This is a genomic window from Clostridium sp. ATCC 25772 (assembly GCF_001573875.1).
GTDB lineage: Bacteria > Bacillota > Clostridia > Clostridiales > Clostridiaceae > Clostridium_J > Clostridium_J senegalense.
Window position 1 is genome coordinate 1 of the sequence record NZ_LFRG01000061.1, and the last position, 18,653, is coordinate 18,653.

Genomic DNA, 18,653 nt, shown 5'->3' on the forward strand with positions numbered 1-18,653 from the left:
TATTAGGAGTGGCTTTTTTATTTGTTTTTATAACTAAAAAAGTTATGAAAAACATGAAAAATATGGCTTAGCTTTACGCACATGGGGTTCCAAGTTGACTTTAAAAATTATCCATTCCAAAACTTGGATACCTAAAATAGTGAGACATGCTTCGAATCACTTAGAATTCAACACTACATCTTGTGTGAAAATATTTTAAAGTTATTGAATAAATTTAAATTGGAGCTTGTTTCCCTATAGAAATAGATTGTAATACAGTTTTGATTCTATATTTTCTTAGATACATAAATTAAAATTTTACAATATAATTGATTTATTTGGAATAGGTTTTATGGTATTATTTTATTTTAAGTGTAAGGTTGAAAAATAATAAGAGTAAATTTACAATGATTTTAAGTAAAATGTAGTAAGGTTTAAGTTTTTTTATAGTAAATATATTATATTATTTTAAAAAATATAAAAAACACCAAAAATTTTAAAAAAATACTTGCATAACAAAAAGAACTATGATAATATTATTTTTGTCGTCAGGAGCAAAAGTTAAATGATTGACAAGTAAATGTGCGTTTTTAGCTCAGTTGGATAGAGCAACGCCCTTCTAAGGCGTGGGCCAGGGGTTCGAATCCCTTAAAACGCACCATGTATGGTGACCGTAGTTCAGTTGGTAGAGCACCAGGTTGTGGCTCTGGGTGTCGTGGGTTCGAGTCCCATCGGTCACCCCATATATGCGGGAGTGGCTCAGTGGTAGAGCGTCACCTTGCCAAGGTGAACGTCGCGAGTTCGAATCTCGTCTTCCGCTCCAATTTGCGGGTGTAACTCAATGGTAGAGTGCTAGCCTTCCAAGCTAGTTACGAGGGTTCGATTCCCTTCACCCGCTCCAATTATTTTTTGAAGTTACTTGAAAAAATAAGTTAAATATGGTAATATATATATAATTTGATATCGGGGTGTGGCGCAGATGGGAGCGCGCGTGGTTTGGGACCATGAGGTCGCAGGTTCAATCCCTGTCACCCCGACCACTTTTAACACAATTATGCGGGTGTAACTCAATGGTAGAGTGCTAGCCTTCCAAGCTAGTTACGAGGGTTCGATTCCCTTCACCCGCTCCAAAAAAGATAGCTATTAAGCTATCTTTTTTTGTTGTATAAAAATATTTAGTCTGTTAATTAAATTAAAAGGCAATAATATAAGTTTTTGCATAAGTTTTTATTAAAGTGTAAATCTATAACTATATATCTAATTAAAATATTGTTAATAGAGAGGTGTGAATTAGTTGAAAAATATATTTCAGATATATAGAAGAGATTTAAAAATGCTTTTTATAAACTATGTTGCAATTATAATTATTTTAGGATTATGTATTTTACCATCATTGTATGCGTGGTTTAATATTAAAGCTTGTTGGGACCCATATGGAAACACGAAGGGAATTAAAGTAGCTGTTGTAAATAAAGATTCTGGATATAAATTTGATAACATTGATTTGAAATTAGGAGAAGAAATTGTTTCAGAATTAAAAAACAATCATGATATTGGATGGGTTTTTACTGATCAAAAGGATGCAGATTATGGAGTTAATCATGGTAAATATTATGCAAGTATCATAATTACAGAGACATTTTCAAAAGATATTACTTCATTTTTAGAGAAAAATCCTAAAAAACCTCAGCTTATATATAATGTTAATGAAAAAATTAATGCAGTAGCACCTAAAATAACAGAAAAAGGTGCATCTAGTTTACAAGAGACCGTATCTAAAAACTTTATTGAGATGGTTAATGGTATTATATTTGAAAATTTTAATAAAATAGGTGTTGAAATTGAAGGTCAAAGACCTACTTTGAAAAAATTAATTAATGTAATCTCTAACTTAAATAATAATATGGATGAAATTGAAACAGTAGTAAATGAACTTTATGAAGGTTCAATAACCGCTAAGGAATTTATAGATAAAATTGAAAGTAATGTTCCAATTTTAAAAGAAACTTTGAATTCAGCAATAGAGGTAGGAAATCAGAGTGAGAAGTTTATTCAAAGAGGTAAAGAAGATATAGACACTATAGCTCCATTTGTAAAAGAAAGCTTAATATTTGTAAGGGATAAAGCTAAAGAAATTAATATAGTGATAGAAGGAATAGTAGACTCTACCAATGGAGTTGAAGTAACCGATGGGCTTAAAAGGATTCGAACATTATTTTATAACATGGATGCAAAGATAACAAACTTAGTAGATACTATAGACAGAATTAACAATGTAGCTAACAATGAAGTTTTAGAGCAATTATCGGCACAATTGAAGAATTTTTCTCAAAGGATTAATGAAAAAATACAAGTAGTAGATCAATTGATTAAAGCTGCAAGCGAAGGTCAAACTATTGGTAAGGATGCTCTAGAAGGATTAAAAGATATAAATAATGATATAATTAACTTTTTAGATGGAAAGATAAATTCTTTTGATTCAGAGATTAAACCAGCATTAGATAATGTTATAAATAAATTAAACACAATAATAGATAATTCGTTGAATTTATTAAATGAAGCAAAGGGAGATATTCCTAAAGTAGAACAAATATTAGAAGTAGGAGAAAAAGGTAGTGAATTAGGCATAGAGGGAATAGAAGAGCTTAAGAAAAATTTACCTTATATAAGAGAAACTTTATCTAAAATTAATGATAAAACTACTATTTTTCAAGATGAAAAACTTGTAGATAGAATATTAGAATTATTAAAAATAGATCCTAATGTTGCAAAAACATTTATATCTACACCAGTGGAACTAGTAGAAAATGATTTATATAAGATTCCTAACTATGGTTCTGCCATGTCACCATTCTATACAGTTTTAGCAATATGGGTAGGTACATTAATTCTATCTTCTATACTAACTGTGGATGTATATGAATTTGACGATAAGAGAATTTTAAAAAATTATGAGAAATTTTTTGGGAAATATTTATTTTTCCTAACAATAGCACTTATTCAGGGATTAATTGTTGCTATAGGAGATAAGTATTTACTTGGATGTTATATTGTAAATATGAAATTATTTATAATATCTACAATAATATCCTCTGTAGTATTTTCTATGATAGTCTATACTTTAGTTTCCGTTTTTGGTAACGTAGGTAAAGCCATTGGAGTTATATTATTAGTACTTCAGGTTGCAGGCTCTGGAGGGACTTTTCCAATAGAAGTAACACCACCATTTTTCCAAGCTATTAATCCATTTCTACCATTTACATATGCAATAGGAGTTATGAGGGAAGCAGTAGCTGGACCGATAAGGGATAATGTGATTTATGATATAAAAATGTTAGTAATATATTTTATAGGTGCGGTATTTATTGGTGTTATTTTGAAAAAACCGTTAGATAATATAACTGAAAAATTTAATAAGAAATTTAAGGAAAGTGGATTGTCTGAATAAAAATAAAGCTGTAAGGTGTATCTTACAGCTTTATTTTTTAAATTAATTATTTTGTTCAATTAATTTTAGTATACAATCATAAGAAAGGGTTTCCTTATCCATTAGTTCGTTAGCTAAAATATTAAGATTATCTATATTGTCTAATAAAAGTGTTTTCGTTTTAAAATATAAAGTATCTATTGTGTCTTTACATTCATCTAACACCATTTTAGCACTAGCATTTTGAATTGATGTCGGCATCTCTGAAAGTCTTAAAAGTCCAAGAGATTTCCCCATACCATATTCAGCTATCATATTGTAAATCATATTACTGCTTTGTTTTAAATCACTATAAGCACCGGTAGTAATATGATTTTTACCAAAAATAAGTTCTTCTGCAGCTCTACCACCTAAAAAAACCATAATTTTTTTTGATAAATACTCTAAATTTTGATAACTTTTATCAGTAGGTAAAGTTAAAGTGTACCCACCAGCGCCTTTGGTAGTTGGAATAATACTTACTTTTGATACTTTTTCTTTAGGAAGTTCTAACAATGAAATTAAACAATGCCCAGCTTCATGATAGGCTGTTATTTTTTTATCTTCATATTTAAAAGATGAAGTATTAATTTTTTCATGTCCAGCAATTATTGTTGAAAAAGCTGTGTCTATATGTTCATTAGTAATAAAATCACTAGATTCCTTACAAGCAAGTATCGCAGCTTCATTTATTAAATTTTCAATTTTAGCACCGGAAAAATAAGCAGTTTTAATTGCTATATCTTTTATATTTAAATCATTAAAAGGTTTATTTTTAAGATGCAATGAAATAATTTTTTCTCTTGCTGATACATCAGGGAGACCTATCTCAATATGTCTATCAAATCTGCCAGGTCTTAAAAGGGCAGGATCTAGTATATCTAATCTATTAGTAGCCGCAATAACAATTATACCTTCATCTTCATTGAATCCAGACATTTCAGTCAATAGAGCATTTAGTGTTTGATCTTTTTCTTCAGAACTACCATTAGTGCTATTGCTACGTTTTTTACCAATAGCATCAATTTCATCAATAAAAATAACAGCTTTTTTATGTGCCTTAGCTTTTTTAAATAGGTTACGAACTCTACCAGCACCAACACCTACATAAACTTGAATAAAGTCTGAACCGGATACGGCATAAAATGGAACATTGGCTTCACCAGCTATAGCCTTAGCAAGCAAAGTTTTACCAGTTCCAGGATCTCCATATAAAATTACTCCCTTGGGAACACGAGCACCATATTTTTTATACTTTTCGGGAAACTTAAGATAATCAACGATATCTTTAACACTTTCTTTAGCTTCTTCATTACCAGCTAAAGAATTAAAATTAAATTTTTCTTTTGCAACTGAAGACACATCCTCTGTATTTAAAGATGATATACCACCTTTTGATTTCTTTTTAGAAATTGTAGAAATAGTTAAATAGCCTATAGAAATTATTAAAAATATAGAAGATATTGTTTGTAACATATATGTATTTGATTTATCTTTTACGGAAACATTTTTGCTAAGTAATGTTTCTCTTAATGTATTGCTATCTGGATTATCTGTTAAATAGCTTGTCCCATTGTTTAAAAGAACTTCTATCTTAGGAGATGGAACTAAATAAACAGTAGATACGGAATGGGTATTTAAATCATTTAAAAACTCATTATAGGGTTTAAAATCTATTTTTGAACTTTTAAAGCTTATTGCTACCATTATAGAAAAAGATATAAGTATGGTGGCAATTGCTGTAATAAAGTAAATTTTATTTTCATTTTTTTTCACTTATAAAAACCCTCCTTAAAAGTTATTATAGGGAAACAAGCTCCAATTTAAATTTATTCAATAACTTTAAAATATTTTCACACAAGATAAAGTATTGAATTTTAAGTGATTCGGAGCATGTCTCACTATTTTAGGTATCCAAGTTTTGAAATGGATAATTTTAAAAGTCAACTTGGAACCCTATATATTAATCAATAAAAAAGGCAATCAAGAATTAAAGGAGCTTGATTGCCGAGGTGAATTATAGTAATTAAAGTTTAAAAATATAAATTTTAAAGATGGCTAATATATTTTAAAAAATTATATTATTATATTCACCAATAACTACAAGCTATAATATAATTATATTTGTTTTGAAAACTATGTCTAATTAAAATCATATAAATTGGTAATGTAAGTTATGGAAATATAGTTAATTAATAAATAGTTAAAAATAAGAACCACGAAATATGAAATTCATGGTTCTTACTTTATGTTATGTATTTTATATTATTTAAAATAGATTTTTCCAGCATCCATTTTTTCGATTATTGCTAAAGATTCTACTTTTATATCTTTTTCTTCAAGAACTTTTCTTCCTGGTTGGAATCCTTTTTCTATAACAATACCTACTCCTACAACATTAGCTTCCCCTTGCTTTATAATGTCTATTAAACCTAGTGCTGCACACCCGTTAGCTAAAAAATCATCTATTATTAGGATGTTTTCACCTTTTTTAATGAAATTTTTTGATGCCATAACAGTATAATCTTTTTTCTTTGTAAATGAATGTACCTTACTTGTATATAGTTCGCTATCTATATTCAATGAATCTGTTTTTTTAGCAAAAACTACTGGAACATAGTCAAAATATTGAGCAGCTATTCCTGCTATAGCAATTCCAGATGCTTCTATAGTTAATATCTTATCTATTTTATGATCTTTAAATCTTTCTTTAAATTCTTTTCCAATCTCATTGAAAAATTTTATATCCATTTGATGATTTAAAAATTTATCTACTTTCAAAATATTTCCTTCTCTAACAACACCTTCAGTTAAGATTTTATTTTTTAAACTTTCCATATTATACCTCCGCCAATAAATTTGTAACATTTAAATTATTATATTAAAAAAATCCTAGACCAATTGTCTGTCTAGGAATATATTAAATAATCGTTTTAAAACTAATCATTTAAATAAAGATATGTATTTATATCTTAACTTTATATTCGTAGTCAGGAATTTCAGGTATCCTGGTAGAAACGCTCAAACCTTAATGTATATTGATATAATTAAGCATATACGAAACTTGTATTTAATTTTATATAAGATATATAAATATATTAAATAAAATTATAACACACATAGGTATAGAATTTCAAAAATAAGTTTATTTAAATTAAAAAAGTGTCTTTTAAAATCATATAAAAGACACCTTTTTTTCTTAAATAACTTCTATTGTTTTGAATTGAGGATCATAGGTTCTTATAACTGTTGCTGGAATTCCAACAGCGGTACTATTGCTTGGGATTGGTTTTACTACTACAGAGTTAGCTCCAATCTTAGAATTATCGCCAACAGTTATAGGACCTAAAATTTTAGCGCCACAACCTATAATTACATTGTTGCCTATAGTTGGATGACGTTTACCACTATGATGACCTGTACCTCCTAAAGTTACGCCATGATATATTACTACATCTTCACCAACTATAGCTGTTTCTCCAATTACAACACCCATACCATGGTCAATAAAAAGCCTTCTACCAATTTTAGCACCAGGATGAATTTCAATTCCTGTTAAGGATCTGCTAAATTGAGAAATCAGTCTAGCTAGAAAATAAAAGTTATGATTGTATAATTTATTTGAAATCCTATAGAAAAGCAGTGAATATATACAAGGATATAAAAATCCTTCTGGAGTACTTTTGATAGCAGGGTCTTGCTTTTTTATAGTTTTTAAGTCTTCTCTAAGATATTTAAACATTAAAGTCACATCCTTATATTAGTGCTATGAAAAAACATTCATAGAAATATATTTTTCACCACCATCTGGAGAAATTGCTAAGACTTTGTGATTAGGACCTAACTTTTTCGCTATTTGAATTGCAGCGAAAACATTTGCTCCAGATGAAATTCCAAGGAATAATCCTTCTAATTTAGCTAAATCATTAGCTGTTTTGAAGGCATCTTCATCACTGACAGTCATTATTGAATCTACAATTGATGGATCGAAAAGTTTAGGGATAAAACCAGCACCAATACCCTGTATTTTATGAGGTGATGGTTTTTTACCAGATATTACTGCTGAGTTTAAAGGTTCGACGGCAATTATTTCAACAGAGTTATTATATTCTTTTAATTTTTTACCTATACCTGTAATTGTTCCAGAAGTACCTACACCAGCAACAAAGGCAGATAAATTTGGTAAATCATTTATTATTTCTAGTGCAGTACTTTCATAATGCTTTTTAGGATTATTAATATTTTCAAATTGTTGAGGTATAAAATAATTAGGATTCTCACTAGCAAGTTCTAAAGCTTTTTCTATAGCTCCATTCATTCCTTTACTACCATCAGTAAGAATCAATTCAGCACCATAAGCTTTAATTAAGTTTCTTCTTTCAAAGCTCATAGTCTCTGGCATAACTAGAGCAACTTTATATCCTTTAAGACGACCAATCATGGCTAAAGCTATACCAGTATTTCCACTTGTAGGCTCTAAAATTATAGAGTTAGAATTTAAAAGTCCTTCTTTTTCAGCAGCTTCTATCATTCCAAGAGCGGCTCTATCTTTAATACTTCCTGCAGGATTATATTTTTCAAGTTTTACATAAACCTCAGCCATATCTTTTGAAGTTAATGAATTTAACTTTATTATAGGTGTTTTACCTATCATATCTAAAATGTTTTCGTATAACATAATTTACCTCCTAAAATTTTTAATAATACATTAAGTTAATAGATTAAAGTTTTAAAAATTATCAATTGATAAGTTATTATTTGATTTATAGATTGCAATTCTATATAAAAAGGGTATAAAAAAACTCCGTCTCTATAAATAAGAGACGAAGATTATACTCCGTGGTTCCACTCTAATTGGGTAAAAAAACCCCACTTGAAAATCGAATACAAATTTATATTCTATCGCTATAACAGGCGAACCTGGAAATTCATACTATAAGGCATATTTATATTTAAATAATACCTACTTTCAGAACTCAGCTCAGAAGGGCACTTCTCATAAACCTATATTAGGAGTATTATATTAAATAATAAACCTTAAAGGATTCTCACCAACACCTTTTCTCTGTAAATTAGTATTTATGATACTTTTCTTCTTCAACGCATTTTAAAATTAATGTTATTATAAAACAATTACAAGTATATAGCAAGTAAGAAAAATTGAAAAATCTATTTTAATATTAAATAATAAATTTATTATCTATTCTAATATCAAATAATAAATTGGTTAGCTATTGAAAAATTCAATACTATAAATAATAAAATAATTTTTTGAAATTAACTGGAACTTTCTATTAAATTTAAGTATATTGTTAAGTAGAGAAAGGTATATTGCTTTTTATAATATCCTTGTCAATACAGTGACATATAGACAATGTATTGTAAGTAAGTATTATATAGGGAAATAAGCTCTAATTTAAAATTGTTCATAAATCTAAAAAAATTTTCATTTTAAATTTTTATTAAATTTAAAGTTATTTTGTATTCCTATATCAACTAAAGTAGTTGATAATTAAAATTTATAATAAAATATTATATTATATATAGTATTTAAGGAGTGAAAAATTGTGATACTAAAAAATCAAATAAAATTCTTACAAAGGTCTTATGAGAATGTTGAAAAGTTCAATTTTTACTTAAGTATATCTAATCCTAAGGAAAGTTGTGAAGTAGCCTTAGTGCTGAAAAGACATTATCAGTGGGTTCTCAAAAATTCATTTTGTAAAGAGGTCGAAGATAATCAATTAATAAAATTTTTTAATGATTTAGTTAAAGATTTAAGCTATATACCTGCAGCAAAATTAGAATATGATGATCTTAAAAAGCTTGTAACATGTCACTTTTCTTTAGGAGAACTATACATACAAAAAAATAATAGAAGTTTTGCACAAGAGCATTTTGAAAAGGTTATAGAAGTACTTTCAGTTATTACTAAAGAACAAAGTAGACTTTTTAATATGGTTCAAGATAATAGTGATATTACTATATTTGAGTTATCTATGTGGGCAAGAAAAAATTTAGGGGATATATGTAGTGATGTAGAAAAGTCTTTAGAGCTTTATGAACAAATTGTAAGCGATAGAGAATTCTTATTCCTAGAGAAAAATAAATGTATATATTATGCAGCTAAAACAATAAGTGATGTGGATAGAGCTTATGATGCAGCAATAAATGTATTAAAGGTTATACCATATTATGAGAATGTAGATAAAGATGTAGTAGTATTTTTAAAAGATAAGGAAAGCTATATAAAATCTTTAGAGATTTGTTATAATCAATATTTAAAAACTAAGGATAAATATTTTATAGATATTGCATCACAATGTTGCAAAGAAACTAAAAAATTTACAATGGAATATCTTCAAAAGGTAATAGAAATTTTAAATGAAACATTATATTCATTAGATTTTAAACAGTGGAAAGTACTTTCTAAAACATTATATGATGGAATAAAAATTGATGATATTTTATTTGAAGGATTTGTGAAGTATTTAAATAATATGCTAATAAAAATAAGTTATAAAAATGGTGACTATAAGTATTTTGATGTTTGTATAGATATTTTAAGAGAAGTATATGATGATTTAGATAATAAAAAGTATAATAATAAATTAGTTAGAGATTTAGAAGAAAACATAATATTTTATTTCATGGTTGCTGCTTTTAATAATGGATTTTATGATGAAAGTATTGAATGTTCAACAAAATTATTATCAATAAATGAAGTACACAAGATAGATTTTGATATAAATATAATAAATGAAATACTTAGAATTAGTGTAAATAAGTTAATAGGAACTAAGAATACATTAGAAAGTTATCCATGGAGTGATTTAGTAGGTAAATTAAAAAATGTTAGTGAAAAATGCAATATGGAAACTGATATAGAATATAATGAACAATGTAGGATTATGGGAAGAGGCATAAAAGTATTAGAAATATTACCTAAATATATAAATGAAGAAAGTATTTTAGATAAATTAATTGAGGAAAATAGTGAATTTAAAGAAAAAATAGATAAAGAAGAATATGTAATTTTAGAAAGTAGCCAAAAGAATTTAGATTTAGCAGATATATCTGTTGTAATGTTAAAAACTAGCAGTGGAGATTTAAAACAAGACATATTAAACTCAGTAGAAATATATAAAAAGAAAAATTTAAGTAAAGTTTTATTTGTTATAAAAGGGGTAGAACATTTTACTAAAAAAGAGATTGAAGAGTTTAATAGTTGGTTAGAAAAAAGGGGAATTGATATAAATATTTCATTCTATAATGGTAAAAATTACAATGATGTACTTGAAAAAATACAAGTTTTACATCCTAATAATATAACTATGTATAGATATAATGAATTTTATAATAACCTTTCTAAAGAATTAAATTATATAAATCAAGAGTGTGAAGATGAATTCTTGAAAAAAGGTTTAGAAGTTCAACTTATGGAAGAAGCTAGCTTTAAGTATAAAGAATTTGATGATGAAGTTAAATCTAATATAGAAAACTTTAAGAATAGGGTAACTCAAGATACTAATTTATTACAGGAGTATATTAACACAAAAATAAATACTATTGTTCCAGCAGTAATAGAAGAAAATGTTAAAGTAGTTGATGAATTAAAAGAAAGTAAGAATATTAGAGAAGAAGCTAGAAATAAAGTTTCAGAAGAGATTTTAATATGGTATAAAGAAAATATGAATAAGCTTATGAAAAGTCAATTTGATATATTCTTAAGTAAATATGAAAAGATATATTTTAATGAGTTAGAAGTTATAAGAAATATAAATAATAACACTAACAAAGTTATACCAATATCAGAAGAATTTGCTAAAGAATTTAAAGAAATTAAGTTTATAGAAAATCATAAATTAAAAGAAAAAATTTCTATTTGTTATGAGGATTATATAAATAGTTTAGATGATGAAATAAGTTTATTCCCTAAAAAGAATGTTTTGAAAAATTTAACATCTGGGTTATCTACTATATTTTCAAAACAAAATGAAAAAGATGGTGGGAAGTATGAAACTATAAAAAGAGAAATTATAGAGGATTCTATAATAGTTTGTGATAATTTATATTCCGCTATATTCAGTTCAGTGGAAGAATTAACTTTAAAATTACATTTGGAAATAGAAAGTGTATATAAAGAATTATTAGAGAAATTAACTCAATATAAATTGCTTTCAAATAAAATTTTAGAAATTAAAAAAATAGAAAGAGCAGAATTGAAAAATAGAAATAATGAAATAAGTAAGAATATAGAGTTTGTTAATGTTCAACTTGAAAAATATAAGAAACAAATTCTGCAAGGATTAGTTTATAATAAGGGATTTGTTTATAAAGCATAATAAAAATAGTAGAAGGTGTGAAAAAAATATACACCTTCTACTATTTTTATTAGTTAGAATTTATTAGACATCAATTTATCTACTAATATAGATAAAAGATTAAGATTTTCTTTCCTTGAACTATGTGAATTTATTATAAGTTCGTTAATATAATCTAAAATAGCCTTAACAAAAGTAGTGCTATAAAGATAGTTAACAATATCCTTTGGGTTGTGTTCAAAGGAGTTAATTATATGGGCAATAGAATTTATTACATAGTCATTTTGCTTTTCTAATAAATCTAAATTTATAGATTCAGTATTAAAAGTTTTTCTAGAACACATATCATCGTACAGTATTTCTATAAGTTTATCCATTCTTGAATTAGTATCAAGTGAATTTAATTTTTTTATTTTATTAAAAGTATAATTCCAACTATCTTCCAGTAGTTTTATGAAAATTTTACTTTTATTAGGAAAATAATTAAAAACTGTACCAATTGGAAGATTGCATTTCTTGGCTATAAGTTTCATATCAACTTTTTCGTAGCCTCTTTGAATAAACAAATCTTTTGCACAATTAACTATACTACTTTCAACATCCTTATTACTGATATTGGGCACTCTCAAACCACCTCATAAATTATTATTTACTTGTACAAAGATGTACAATTTATAAAGTATATAATAATGATTATAGGTTTGGACAAAAGAATTTGTCAACCTAAATAAAATACGTGATAAATAATAAATTATATTTTAAATTGAATAAATTTTGAATATATAAAACATAATATTCACAAGAGGTGATATTTATGAATAAAAATCAATCAAAAAATGAAAATTTAACTATTCAAAAAGTAAGAAAAAATTCTGAAGGTGATATAACTGATGTGATGCTATCCAATGGAGAAGCTTATCCTGTAAAAGAAGCAATAGATATGACCAAAAATGGAATGATAAATGGAGTTAATGTGGGAAAAGCTAAAAATGGAAGAGAGTTCATAAAAAGTAATCCTAATGGAACAGAAGAAGATAACTTAAGCAATAAACCAATATTTTAAAGATATATTCTATTAATATAAAAGAGAAAAGGTGTACTATAAATTAAATTGCTATCTGTCAAAGAGATAGGATAGCAATCAATTTATAGTACACCTTTTTATCAATTTTTCAATTTATAGTTAGCATTAGTAACATTAAAATTATCTTTAAGTCCATCGCTTAAATATATGTCATTATCTTTAGTTATAAAAATAGCATCTATATTTTCTAAAGAATTTATGAATTTCAACCCTTCATCACAGCCAAGGGCAAATGTAGTGGTAGATAATGCATCGCCATCGACAGATTTATCACTAATTATAGTTACACCTAAAAGATCATTTTCATAAGGGTAACCAGTTTTAGGGTTAAGTATATGATGATATTTTTTACCATTTTCCTCAAAAAAACGTTCATATACACCAGAAGTAACTATAGATTTATCATTAACTAATAGATTTCCTACAGTGCTATTTGATTCATTAGGATCTTGTATACCTATTCGCCACTTATTACCATCTTCTTTATTTCCTAAAATATATAAATTTCCACCAAGGTTAATCATAGCACTATTAACATTGTGCTTTTTTAATATGTCAGTAAGTACATCTGCAGCATAGCCTTTGGCAATACCACCTAAATCAATAATCATATTAGGATTTTTAAGAAAAATAGTTTTATTGCTATCATCTAAAATAACATCTTTATAGTTTATAAGGGATTTCTTTTCATTAATTTCTGCATCGCTAGGAACACGGGCAGAATCAGTTCCTATACCCCAAAGTTTAACAATAGGGCCAATAGTTATATCAAAGTTTCCATCAGATAAAGAACTATAGTTTATTCCACCTTTTATAATATTATATGTATCATCGCTTACTGAAACTGCTGATTTTCCAGACATAGCATTAACCTTATCAAGTTCTGTATTTTCTTTATTTATACTAACTAGATTTTCCAAATCAGTAAGTTTATTAAAACATTCATCTAATATAGTACTATCTTTTGAATCAAAAATTTGAACTGTACATACAGTACCCATAATAAGTTCAGTTCTTGAAAGTGGTTCTGATGGTGTTTTTGAACAACCAGCTAAAAATAGTATAGATAAAATAACAAAAGTAAAAGAATATTTTTTTAGTTTATTCATATTTTATCCTCCGTTTAATGTATAGAATATAAAGTAAATAAAGTTATATTTTTTTATTATTATATCATAAAAAAGCTTTAGGATTTTAACCTAAAGCTTTTAGAAAACTATAAATTATTTTGTAGGCTTAACTTTAACTGTTTCAGTATTTCCTTTATTAGCTGAATTTAAAGCTTCTTTAGCTAATAACTTAAAATCATTAGATGAAGTAGTTGCACCAGAAATATTATCTATTTCATCTGCATTTCCTTTTTCTATTAATGCAGTGCTAAATTCTTTTGAAAATTTAGCAGGATAAGAATCTGAAGCTTTTTTCATATTTTCTTCATATTCTTTATCTTCACTTTTAAGTTTTCCTTCAGCATTTACATAATCAGATTTAGCTTCTGTTATTTTCCCGTCTGTAATTTTTATTTCAACAAAGCCTATCCAACCATGGTCATCAGCTTCAGAATATTCAGCTTTATAACTTCCGTCTTGTGGACCCTTAGCAGTTGAAGAACCACATCCAACTAATAGTGTTCCTGCTAATAATGTTGTACCTATAATACTAACTAATTTTTTGTTCATAAAAAAACCTCCTGTTAAAACTAAAATAAATTTTATTTTATATTGACTAAAAAAAAACAATAAATTTAATAAATTCAATTTCAAGAATTCTCTATTTATTATTAATTTTATATAAAAAATAAGAAAAAGTAAAGATTATTATAGAAAAATTAAAATAAATTTAAAAAAAAGATGTATTTAGCCAAATTTGATATGTAATAGTTAAATAGTAGGTTAAAACAGGGAATTATAAAAACTTAAATTTTAAATTATACAAAAATAGCAGTTATTTATTTATCAATTTTAAAAAAGTGAAGGAAGCTAATTCTACTTTGAAAAATTTTAAAATTAAATTATTTTCTATAGGTATATTCATTAAGTATTCACTTAAAAATAATAAAAAACTAGAAAGCGACAAGTTATTTTAGTAAAATAATTATAATAAGGCATATTCATTGTAATTAGGAGTTATTATTTTATTTATATATGCCTAAAACAAATTGATAGGATGGAAAGGTGATATGAAAGTTATAAAAAAATTAGACATTATAATTATAGTTATTCTTTTTTTAATATCCTTTATACCGTATTTGGTATTTTATATGAATAATTCAGGTGGAATATCAGAACAAGTTTATGCAGTAGTAACTAGTGATGGAAAAGTTTTTAAAGAAATAAGACTTGATAATCATGTAGGGGAAGAGGAATTTAAATTAGAAACTAAAAACGGATATAATATTATAAAAGTGATGGATAATAAAATAGGTATAATTGACTCTGATTGTAAAGATAAAGTTTGTAAGCAAGTTGGATATATACATAGAGTAGGTGAAACGGTAGTTTGTTTGCCTCATAAAGTTGTAATTGAAATAAAAGGGAATATAAAAAATAATAATACTGAAGAAGATTTTATATCTGGATAGGAGAATGTTGTGAAAAAAACTAGTAAATTAGTATATATATCATTATTGATATCTCAGGCATTAGTTTTACATATAGTAGAAGGTATGCTTCCTATACCATTTATAACTCCAGGGGCAAGACTTGGATTATCAAATATCATAACGGTTATAGCATTATATACTTTAAGCTATAAAGAAACATTTTTAGTATTGGCAATTAGAATATTACTATCAGTTATGTTTGGGGGAAGCGTATCAAGGCTCATGTATAGTTTAGGTGGAGCAATTTTTAGCTTTATATCAATGGCAATAATGAAAAAAATATTAAAGGATAAAGTGAGTATAATAGGGGTAAGTGTTGTAGGGGCCGTCTTTCATAATATAGGTCAATTAATAGTAGCATCATTAATTGTTGAAACATGGGGCGTTTTATTATATTTACCTATACTTACTATAGCAGGAATTGGAACAGGAATTTTTGTAGGGTTTACTTCATATTATGCTTTAAATCATTTAAAAACCATTAATAAAAAAATTAATAATGGTTTTATGTAAACCAAATGAATTATTTTTAAATTTAATAGATTTAATTAAAAAATGAACTGAATTTTATTTTTTGCGAATAATTAATACAAAACAAAGAATAAAAATTCAGTTTTTTTATAATTTATATAATTTGATTTTAAGTTAATTGGTTTAATATTTTAAAATACTTAAGTTGCATTTTATTAAAAATACAAATAAAATGCATTATAAACAAAAAATAGTTATATCATGTAAAAGGATAACAGATTAAATGATTGATTTAGTTGAGAAAATTATATAGATTATAAAAAATAATTAAAAGATATAGAATATTTCATAAATAGAGTGTATAATAAAATTGAGTTTACAGAAAATTCTTTGAAAAAGGCAGACTTTAAAAAAATAAACTGTAAATTTAAATTGAAAATAAATAGTATTATAATTATTAAAATTATTTAAAAAGATATTACAAAATTTTAATGATTTTAAAGTCATTGATACTTGAATAGAGAAATATATATAGATTAAGTTGCGAGAAAAGATTTAGACTATTCATATATTTGTAAATTTTTTATTTATAAATATACGAATATAAAATTATGGGGTAGAATAGAATAATTTGTTAATAAAAAGACAAATATATAGGTTGAATACTATATAGTTAATTAAATGTCAAAAATGTAATCATTTACCACTGGATATAAAAGAATCTATTTAAAATTTAAATATTATAAAATGTAATATTAGATTAAGTTATATTAAGGGGTTAAAGTTTTATGTAATAAATAACTTATAGTTTATTAATAGTTAAATTTTTATGTTTAAATTTATACAATCATTAATAAAAGTTAACAATATATCATATTCTATTAATGAGATAGGGATACAAGCTTAAATTTAGATTTGTTCAAGAACTTAAAAATATTTTTATTTTAAATGTAGGTTGAATTTAGGTGCTTGGAAGCTTGCATCACTCTTTTGGGTATTCAAGTTTTAAAACAGATAATTTTTTGGAGGTAACTTGAAACCTTATAAAAAGAAAAACATAAAATTTATACTTAGCTAAAATTACTAAAAAATTTTAGAAAAATCTTATTTTACTTTTATTTTAAATGTATAGATTTAAATATTAATTTAAATACAAATTATTAAAAAATTTTTATTTAGGGGGATTTTAATCATGAGAGAAGTAGTAATTGCTAGTGCAGTAAGAACACCTATAGGTTCATTTGGAGGTGGCTTATCTAAATTTTCAGCTGTAGACTTAGGGGTTTTAACAGCTAAAGAAGCGATAAAAAGAGCTGGAATAAGTGCAGATGTTATAGATGAAGCTATAATCGGTTGTGTTTTATCAGGCGGATTAGGACAAAACGTTGCTCGTCAAATTGCTGTAAAAGCTGGATTAAAAGAAGAATCAACAGCTATGTCAATAAATAAAGTTTGTGGATCAGGTCTTAGAGCAGTTAGTTTAGCAGCACAAATAATTAAAGCTGGCGATGCTGATGTTATGTTAGTAGGTGGAGCAGAAAGCATGAGTACTGCACCATATGTTTTACCAAATAACAGATGGGGACAAAGAATGGGTGACGGAACAGTTGTAGACACAATGATAAAAGATGGTTTATGGGAAGCATTTAATAACTATCACATGGGAGTAACAGCTGAAAATGTTGCTGAAAAATACGGCATAACTAGAGAAATGCAAGATGAATTTGCTTTAAATAGCCAATTAAAGGCAGAAAGAGCAATAAAAGAAGGAAGATTCAAAGATGAAATAGTTCCAGTTGAAGTTCCTCAAAGAAAAAAAGATCCAATAATATTTGATACTGATGAGTTCCCAAAATTTAATATGACAATAGAAAAATTAGCTAAATTAAGACCAGCATTCAAAAAAGATGGCACAGTAACAGCAGGAAATGCATCAGGAATAAACGATGGATCAGCAATGCTAATTGTAATGTCTAAAGAAAAAGCTGATGAATTAGGAGTAAAACCTTTAGCAACTATTAAATCTTACGGATCAGCAGGTTTAGATCCAAAGATAATGGGTTGTGGACCAATTCCAGCTACAAAAAAAGCATTAGAAAAAGCTAACTTAAAAATTGAAGATATAGATTTAATTGAAGCTAATGAAGCTTTTGCATCTCAATCTATAGCAGTTGCAAAAGATTTAAATTTAAATTCTGAAATAGTAAATGTTAATGGAGGAGCTATAGCATTAGGTCATCCAATCGGTGCATCAGGTGCTAGAATTTTAGTTTCTTTAATTCATGAAATGGCTAAAAGAGATTGTAAAACAGGTCTTGCTACACTATGTATAGGTGGTGGACAAGGAACTGCTTTAATTGTAGAAAGATAATAATTTAAAAGTTATACTAGATTTATAAAAGGGGATTAATTAATTTTAATTCCCTTTTTAAAGTGAATAAAATATTAAATTAGTTAAAAGTATTGGTTTTATTTAGAGATTATATATTAAATAAAATGATTCTCTAAATAGTCATTTTTATTATAAAATTACACTGCATTTGTTAATAAAAGCTTTGCAAGTACTTATTTTAAAGTATTGCAAAGCTTTTATTTTTTTATAGAATATTATAAATATAGGGAAACAAGCTCGAATTTAAATTTATTCATCAAATTTTTGTTATCAGTTGAGAAAAATAAGTGCAAATATATTTAGTTAAGAATTATGAATTATGAATTATGAATTTA

Annotated in this window: 13 protein-coding genes, 6 tRNA genes and 1 riboswitch; of the genes, 12 read left to right on the forward strand and 7 right to left on the reverse strand. The window is 26.1% G+C overall.

What is annotated here, in order from left to right; all coding sequences use genetic code 11:
- Positions 1 to 563: 563 nt before the first annotated feature.
- The 7 genes from AZI32_RS15555 to AZI32_RS15585 all read left to right on the forward strand — a co-directional run bounded on the left by AZI32_RS15555 (position 564) and on the right by AZI32_RS15585 (position 3,427).
- Positions 564 to 640 (forward strand) — tRNA-Arg (locus AZI32_RS15555).
- Positions 641 to 646: 6 nt separating this feature from the next.
- A tRNA-His gene (locus AZI32_RS15560) sits at positions 647 to 722 on the forward strand.
- A gap of 5 nt (positions 723 to 727) precedes the next feature.
- Positions 728 to 802 (forward strand) — tRNA-Gly (locus AZI32_RS15565).
- Positions 803 to 806: 4 nt separating this feature from the next.
- Positions 807 to 880 (forward strand) — tRNA-Gly (locus AZI32_RS15570).
- 63 nt (positions 881 to 943) lie between these two features.
- Positions 944 to 1,019: transfer RNA gene (locus AZI32_RS15575), tRNA-Pro, on the forward strand.
- A 16-nt stretch (positions 1,020 to 1,035) separates the two neighbouring features.
- Positions 1,036 to 1,109, forward strand: a tRNA-Gly gene (locus AZI32_RS15580).
- Positions 1,110 to 1,273: 164 nt separating this feature from the next.
- Entirely contained in the window at positions 1,274 to 3,427 is a 2,154-nt protein-coding gene (locus AZI32_RS15585; RefSeq protein ID WP_061996695.1) for a YhgE/Pip domain-containing protein, read from the forward strand.
- A gap of 42 nt (positions 3,428 to 3,469) precedes the next feature.
- Here the strand turns inward: AZI32_RS15585 and AZI32_RS15590 are convergent, their stop codons facing one another.
- The 4 genes from AZI32_RS15590 to cysK form a co-directional block, all read right to left on the reverse strand.
- Positions 3,470 to 5,221: an FtsH/Yme1/Tma family ATP-dependent metallopeptidase gene (locus tag AZI32_RS15590; RefSeq protein WP_061996696.1), complete on the reverse strand. Its 1,752-nt coding sequence runs from the start codon at positions 5,219 to 5,221 to the stop codon at positions 3,470 to 3,472.
- A gap of 489 nt (positions 5,222 to 5,710) precedes the next feature.
- Entirely contained in the window at positions 5,711 to 6,283 is a 573-nt protein-coding gene (locus AZI32_RS15595; protein ID WP_061996697.1) for a xanthine phosphoribosyltransferase, read from the reverse strand.
- A gap of 129 nt (positions 6,284 to 6,412) precedes the next feature.
- Positions 6,413 to 6,526: riboswitch (purine riboswitch) on the reverse strand.
- Between the two features lie 118 nt (positions 6,527 to 6,644).
- A complete protein-coding gene (epsC, locus tag AZI32_RS15600; protein WP_061996698.1) occupies positions 6,645 to 7,187 on the reverse strand; it encodes a serine O-acetyltransferase EpsC in 543 nt (180 codons plus the stop codon).
- A 24-nt stretch (positions 7,188 to 7,211) separates the two neighbouring features.
- On the reverse strand, positions 7,212 to 8,123 hold the full coding sequence (gene cysK, locus AZI32_RS15605; protein ID WP_061996699.1) for a cysteine synthase A: 912 nt from the start codon (positions 8,121 to 8,123) through the stop codon (positions 7,212 to 7,214).
- Between the two features lie 889 nt (positions 8,124 to 9,012).
- Between cysK and AZI32_RS15610 the strand changes: the two genes are divergently transcribed.
- A complete protein-coding gene (locus AZI32_RS15610; RefSeq protein WP_061996700.1) occupies positions 9,013 to 11,790 on the forward strand; it encodes a hypothetical protein in 2,778 nt (925 codons plus the stop codon).
- A 53-nt stretch (positions 11,791 to 11,843) separates the two neighbouring features.
- Here AZI32_RS15610 and AZI32_RS15615 read toward each other — a convergent pair whose 3' ends face one another.
- On the reverse strand, positions 11,844 to 12,392 hold the full coding sequence (locus AZI32_RS15615; RefSeq protein WP_061996701.1) for a TetR/AcrR family transcriptional regulator: 549 nt from the start codon (positions 12,390 to 12,392) through the stop codon (positions 11,844 to 11,846).
- 191 nt (positions 12,393 to 12,583) lie between these two features.
- On the opposite strand from AZI32_RS15615, the gene AZI32_RS15620 reads away from it, so the two are divergent.
- Positions 12,584 to 12,832, forward strand: a complete 249-nt coding sequence (locus tag AZI32_RS15620; protein WP_061996702.1) for a DUF3892 domain-containing protein — start codon at positions 12,584 to 12,586, stop codon at positions 12,830 to 12,832.
- A 101-nt stretch (positions 12,833 to 12,933) separates the two neighbouring features.
- Here AZI32_RS15620 and AZI32_RS15625 read toward each other — a convergent pair whose 3' ends face one another.
- Positions 12,934 to 13,962, reverse strand: coding sequence for an FAD:protein FMN transferase (locus AZI32_RS15625; protein ID WP_061996703.1), 1,029 nt, complete (start codon positions 13,960 to 13,962; stop codon positions 12,934 to 12,936).
- Between the two features lie 114 nt (positions 13,963 to 14,076).
- Positions 14,077 to 14,532: an FMN-binding protein gene (locus AZI32_RS15630; RefSeq protein ID WP_061996704.1), complete on the reverse strand. Its 456-nt coding sequence runs from the start codon at positions 14,530 to 14,532 to the stop codon at positions 14,077 to 14,079.
- Positions 14,533 to 15,032: 500 nt separating this feature from the next.
- On the opposite strand from AZI32_RS15630, the gene AZI32_RS15635 reads away from it, so the two are divergent.
- From AZI32_RS15635 to AZI32_RS15645, 3 genes are all read left to right on the forward strand, one after another.
- Positions 15,033 to 15,434, forward strand: a complete 402-nt coding sequence (locus tag AZI32_RS15635; protein ID WP_061996710.1) for a NusG domain II-containing protein — start codon at positions 15,033 to 15,035, stop codon at positions 15,432 to 15,434.
- A 9-nt stretch (positions 15,435 to 15,443) separates the two neighbouring features.
- The gene (locus tag AZI32_RS15640; protein WP_061996707.1) at positions 15,444 to 15,968 is read left to right on the forward strand and encodes a Gx transporter family protein; all 525 of its coding nucleotides are present in this window, start codon (positions 15,444 to 15,446) and stop codon (positions 15,966 to 15,968) included.
- A 1,150-nt stretch (positions 15,969 to 17,118) separates the two neighbouring features.
- Entirely contained in the window at positions 17,119 to 18,297 is a 1,179-nt protein-coding gene (locus AZI32_RS15645) for an acetyl-CoA C-acetyltransferase (protein ID WP_061996708.1), read from the forward strand.
- The last annotated feature ends 356 nt before the right edge of the window (positions 18,298 to 18,653 follow it).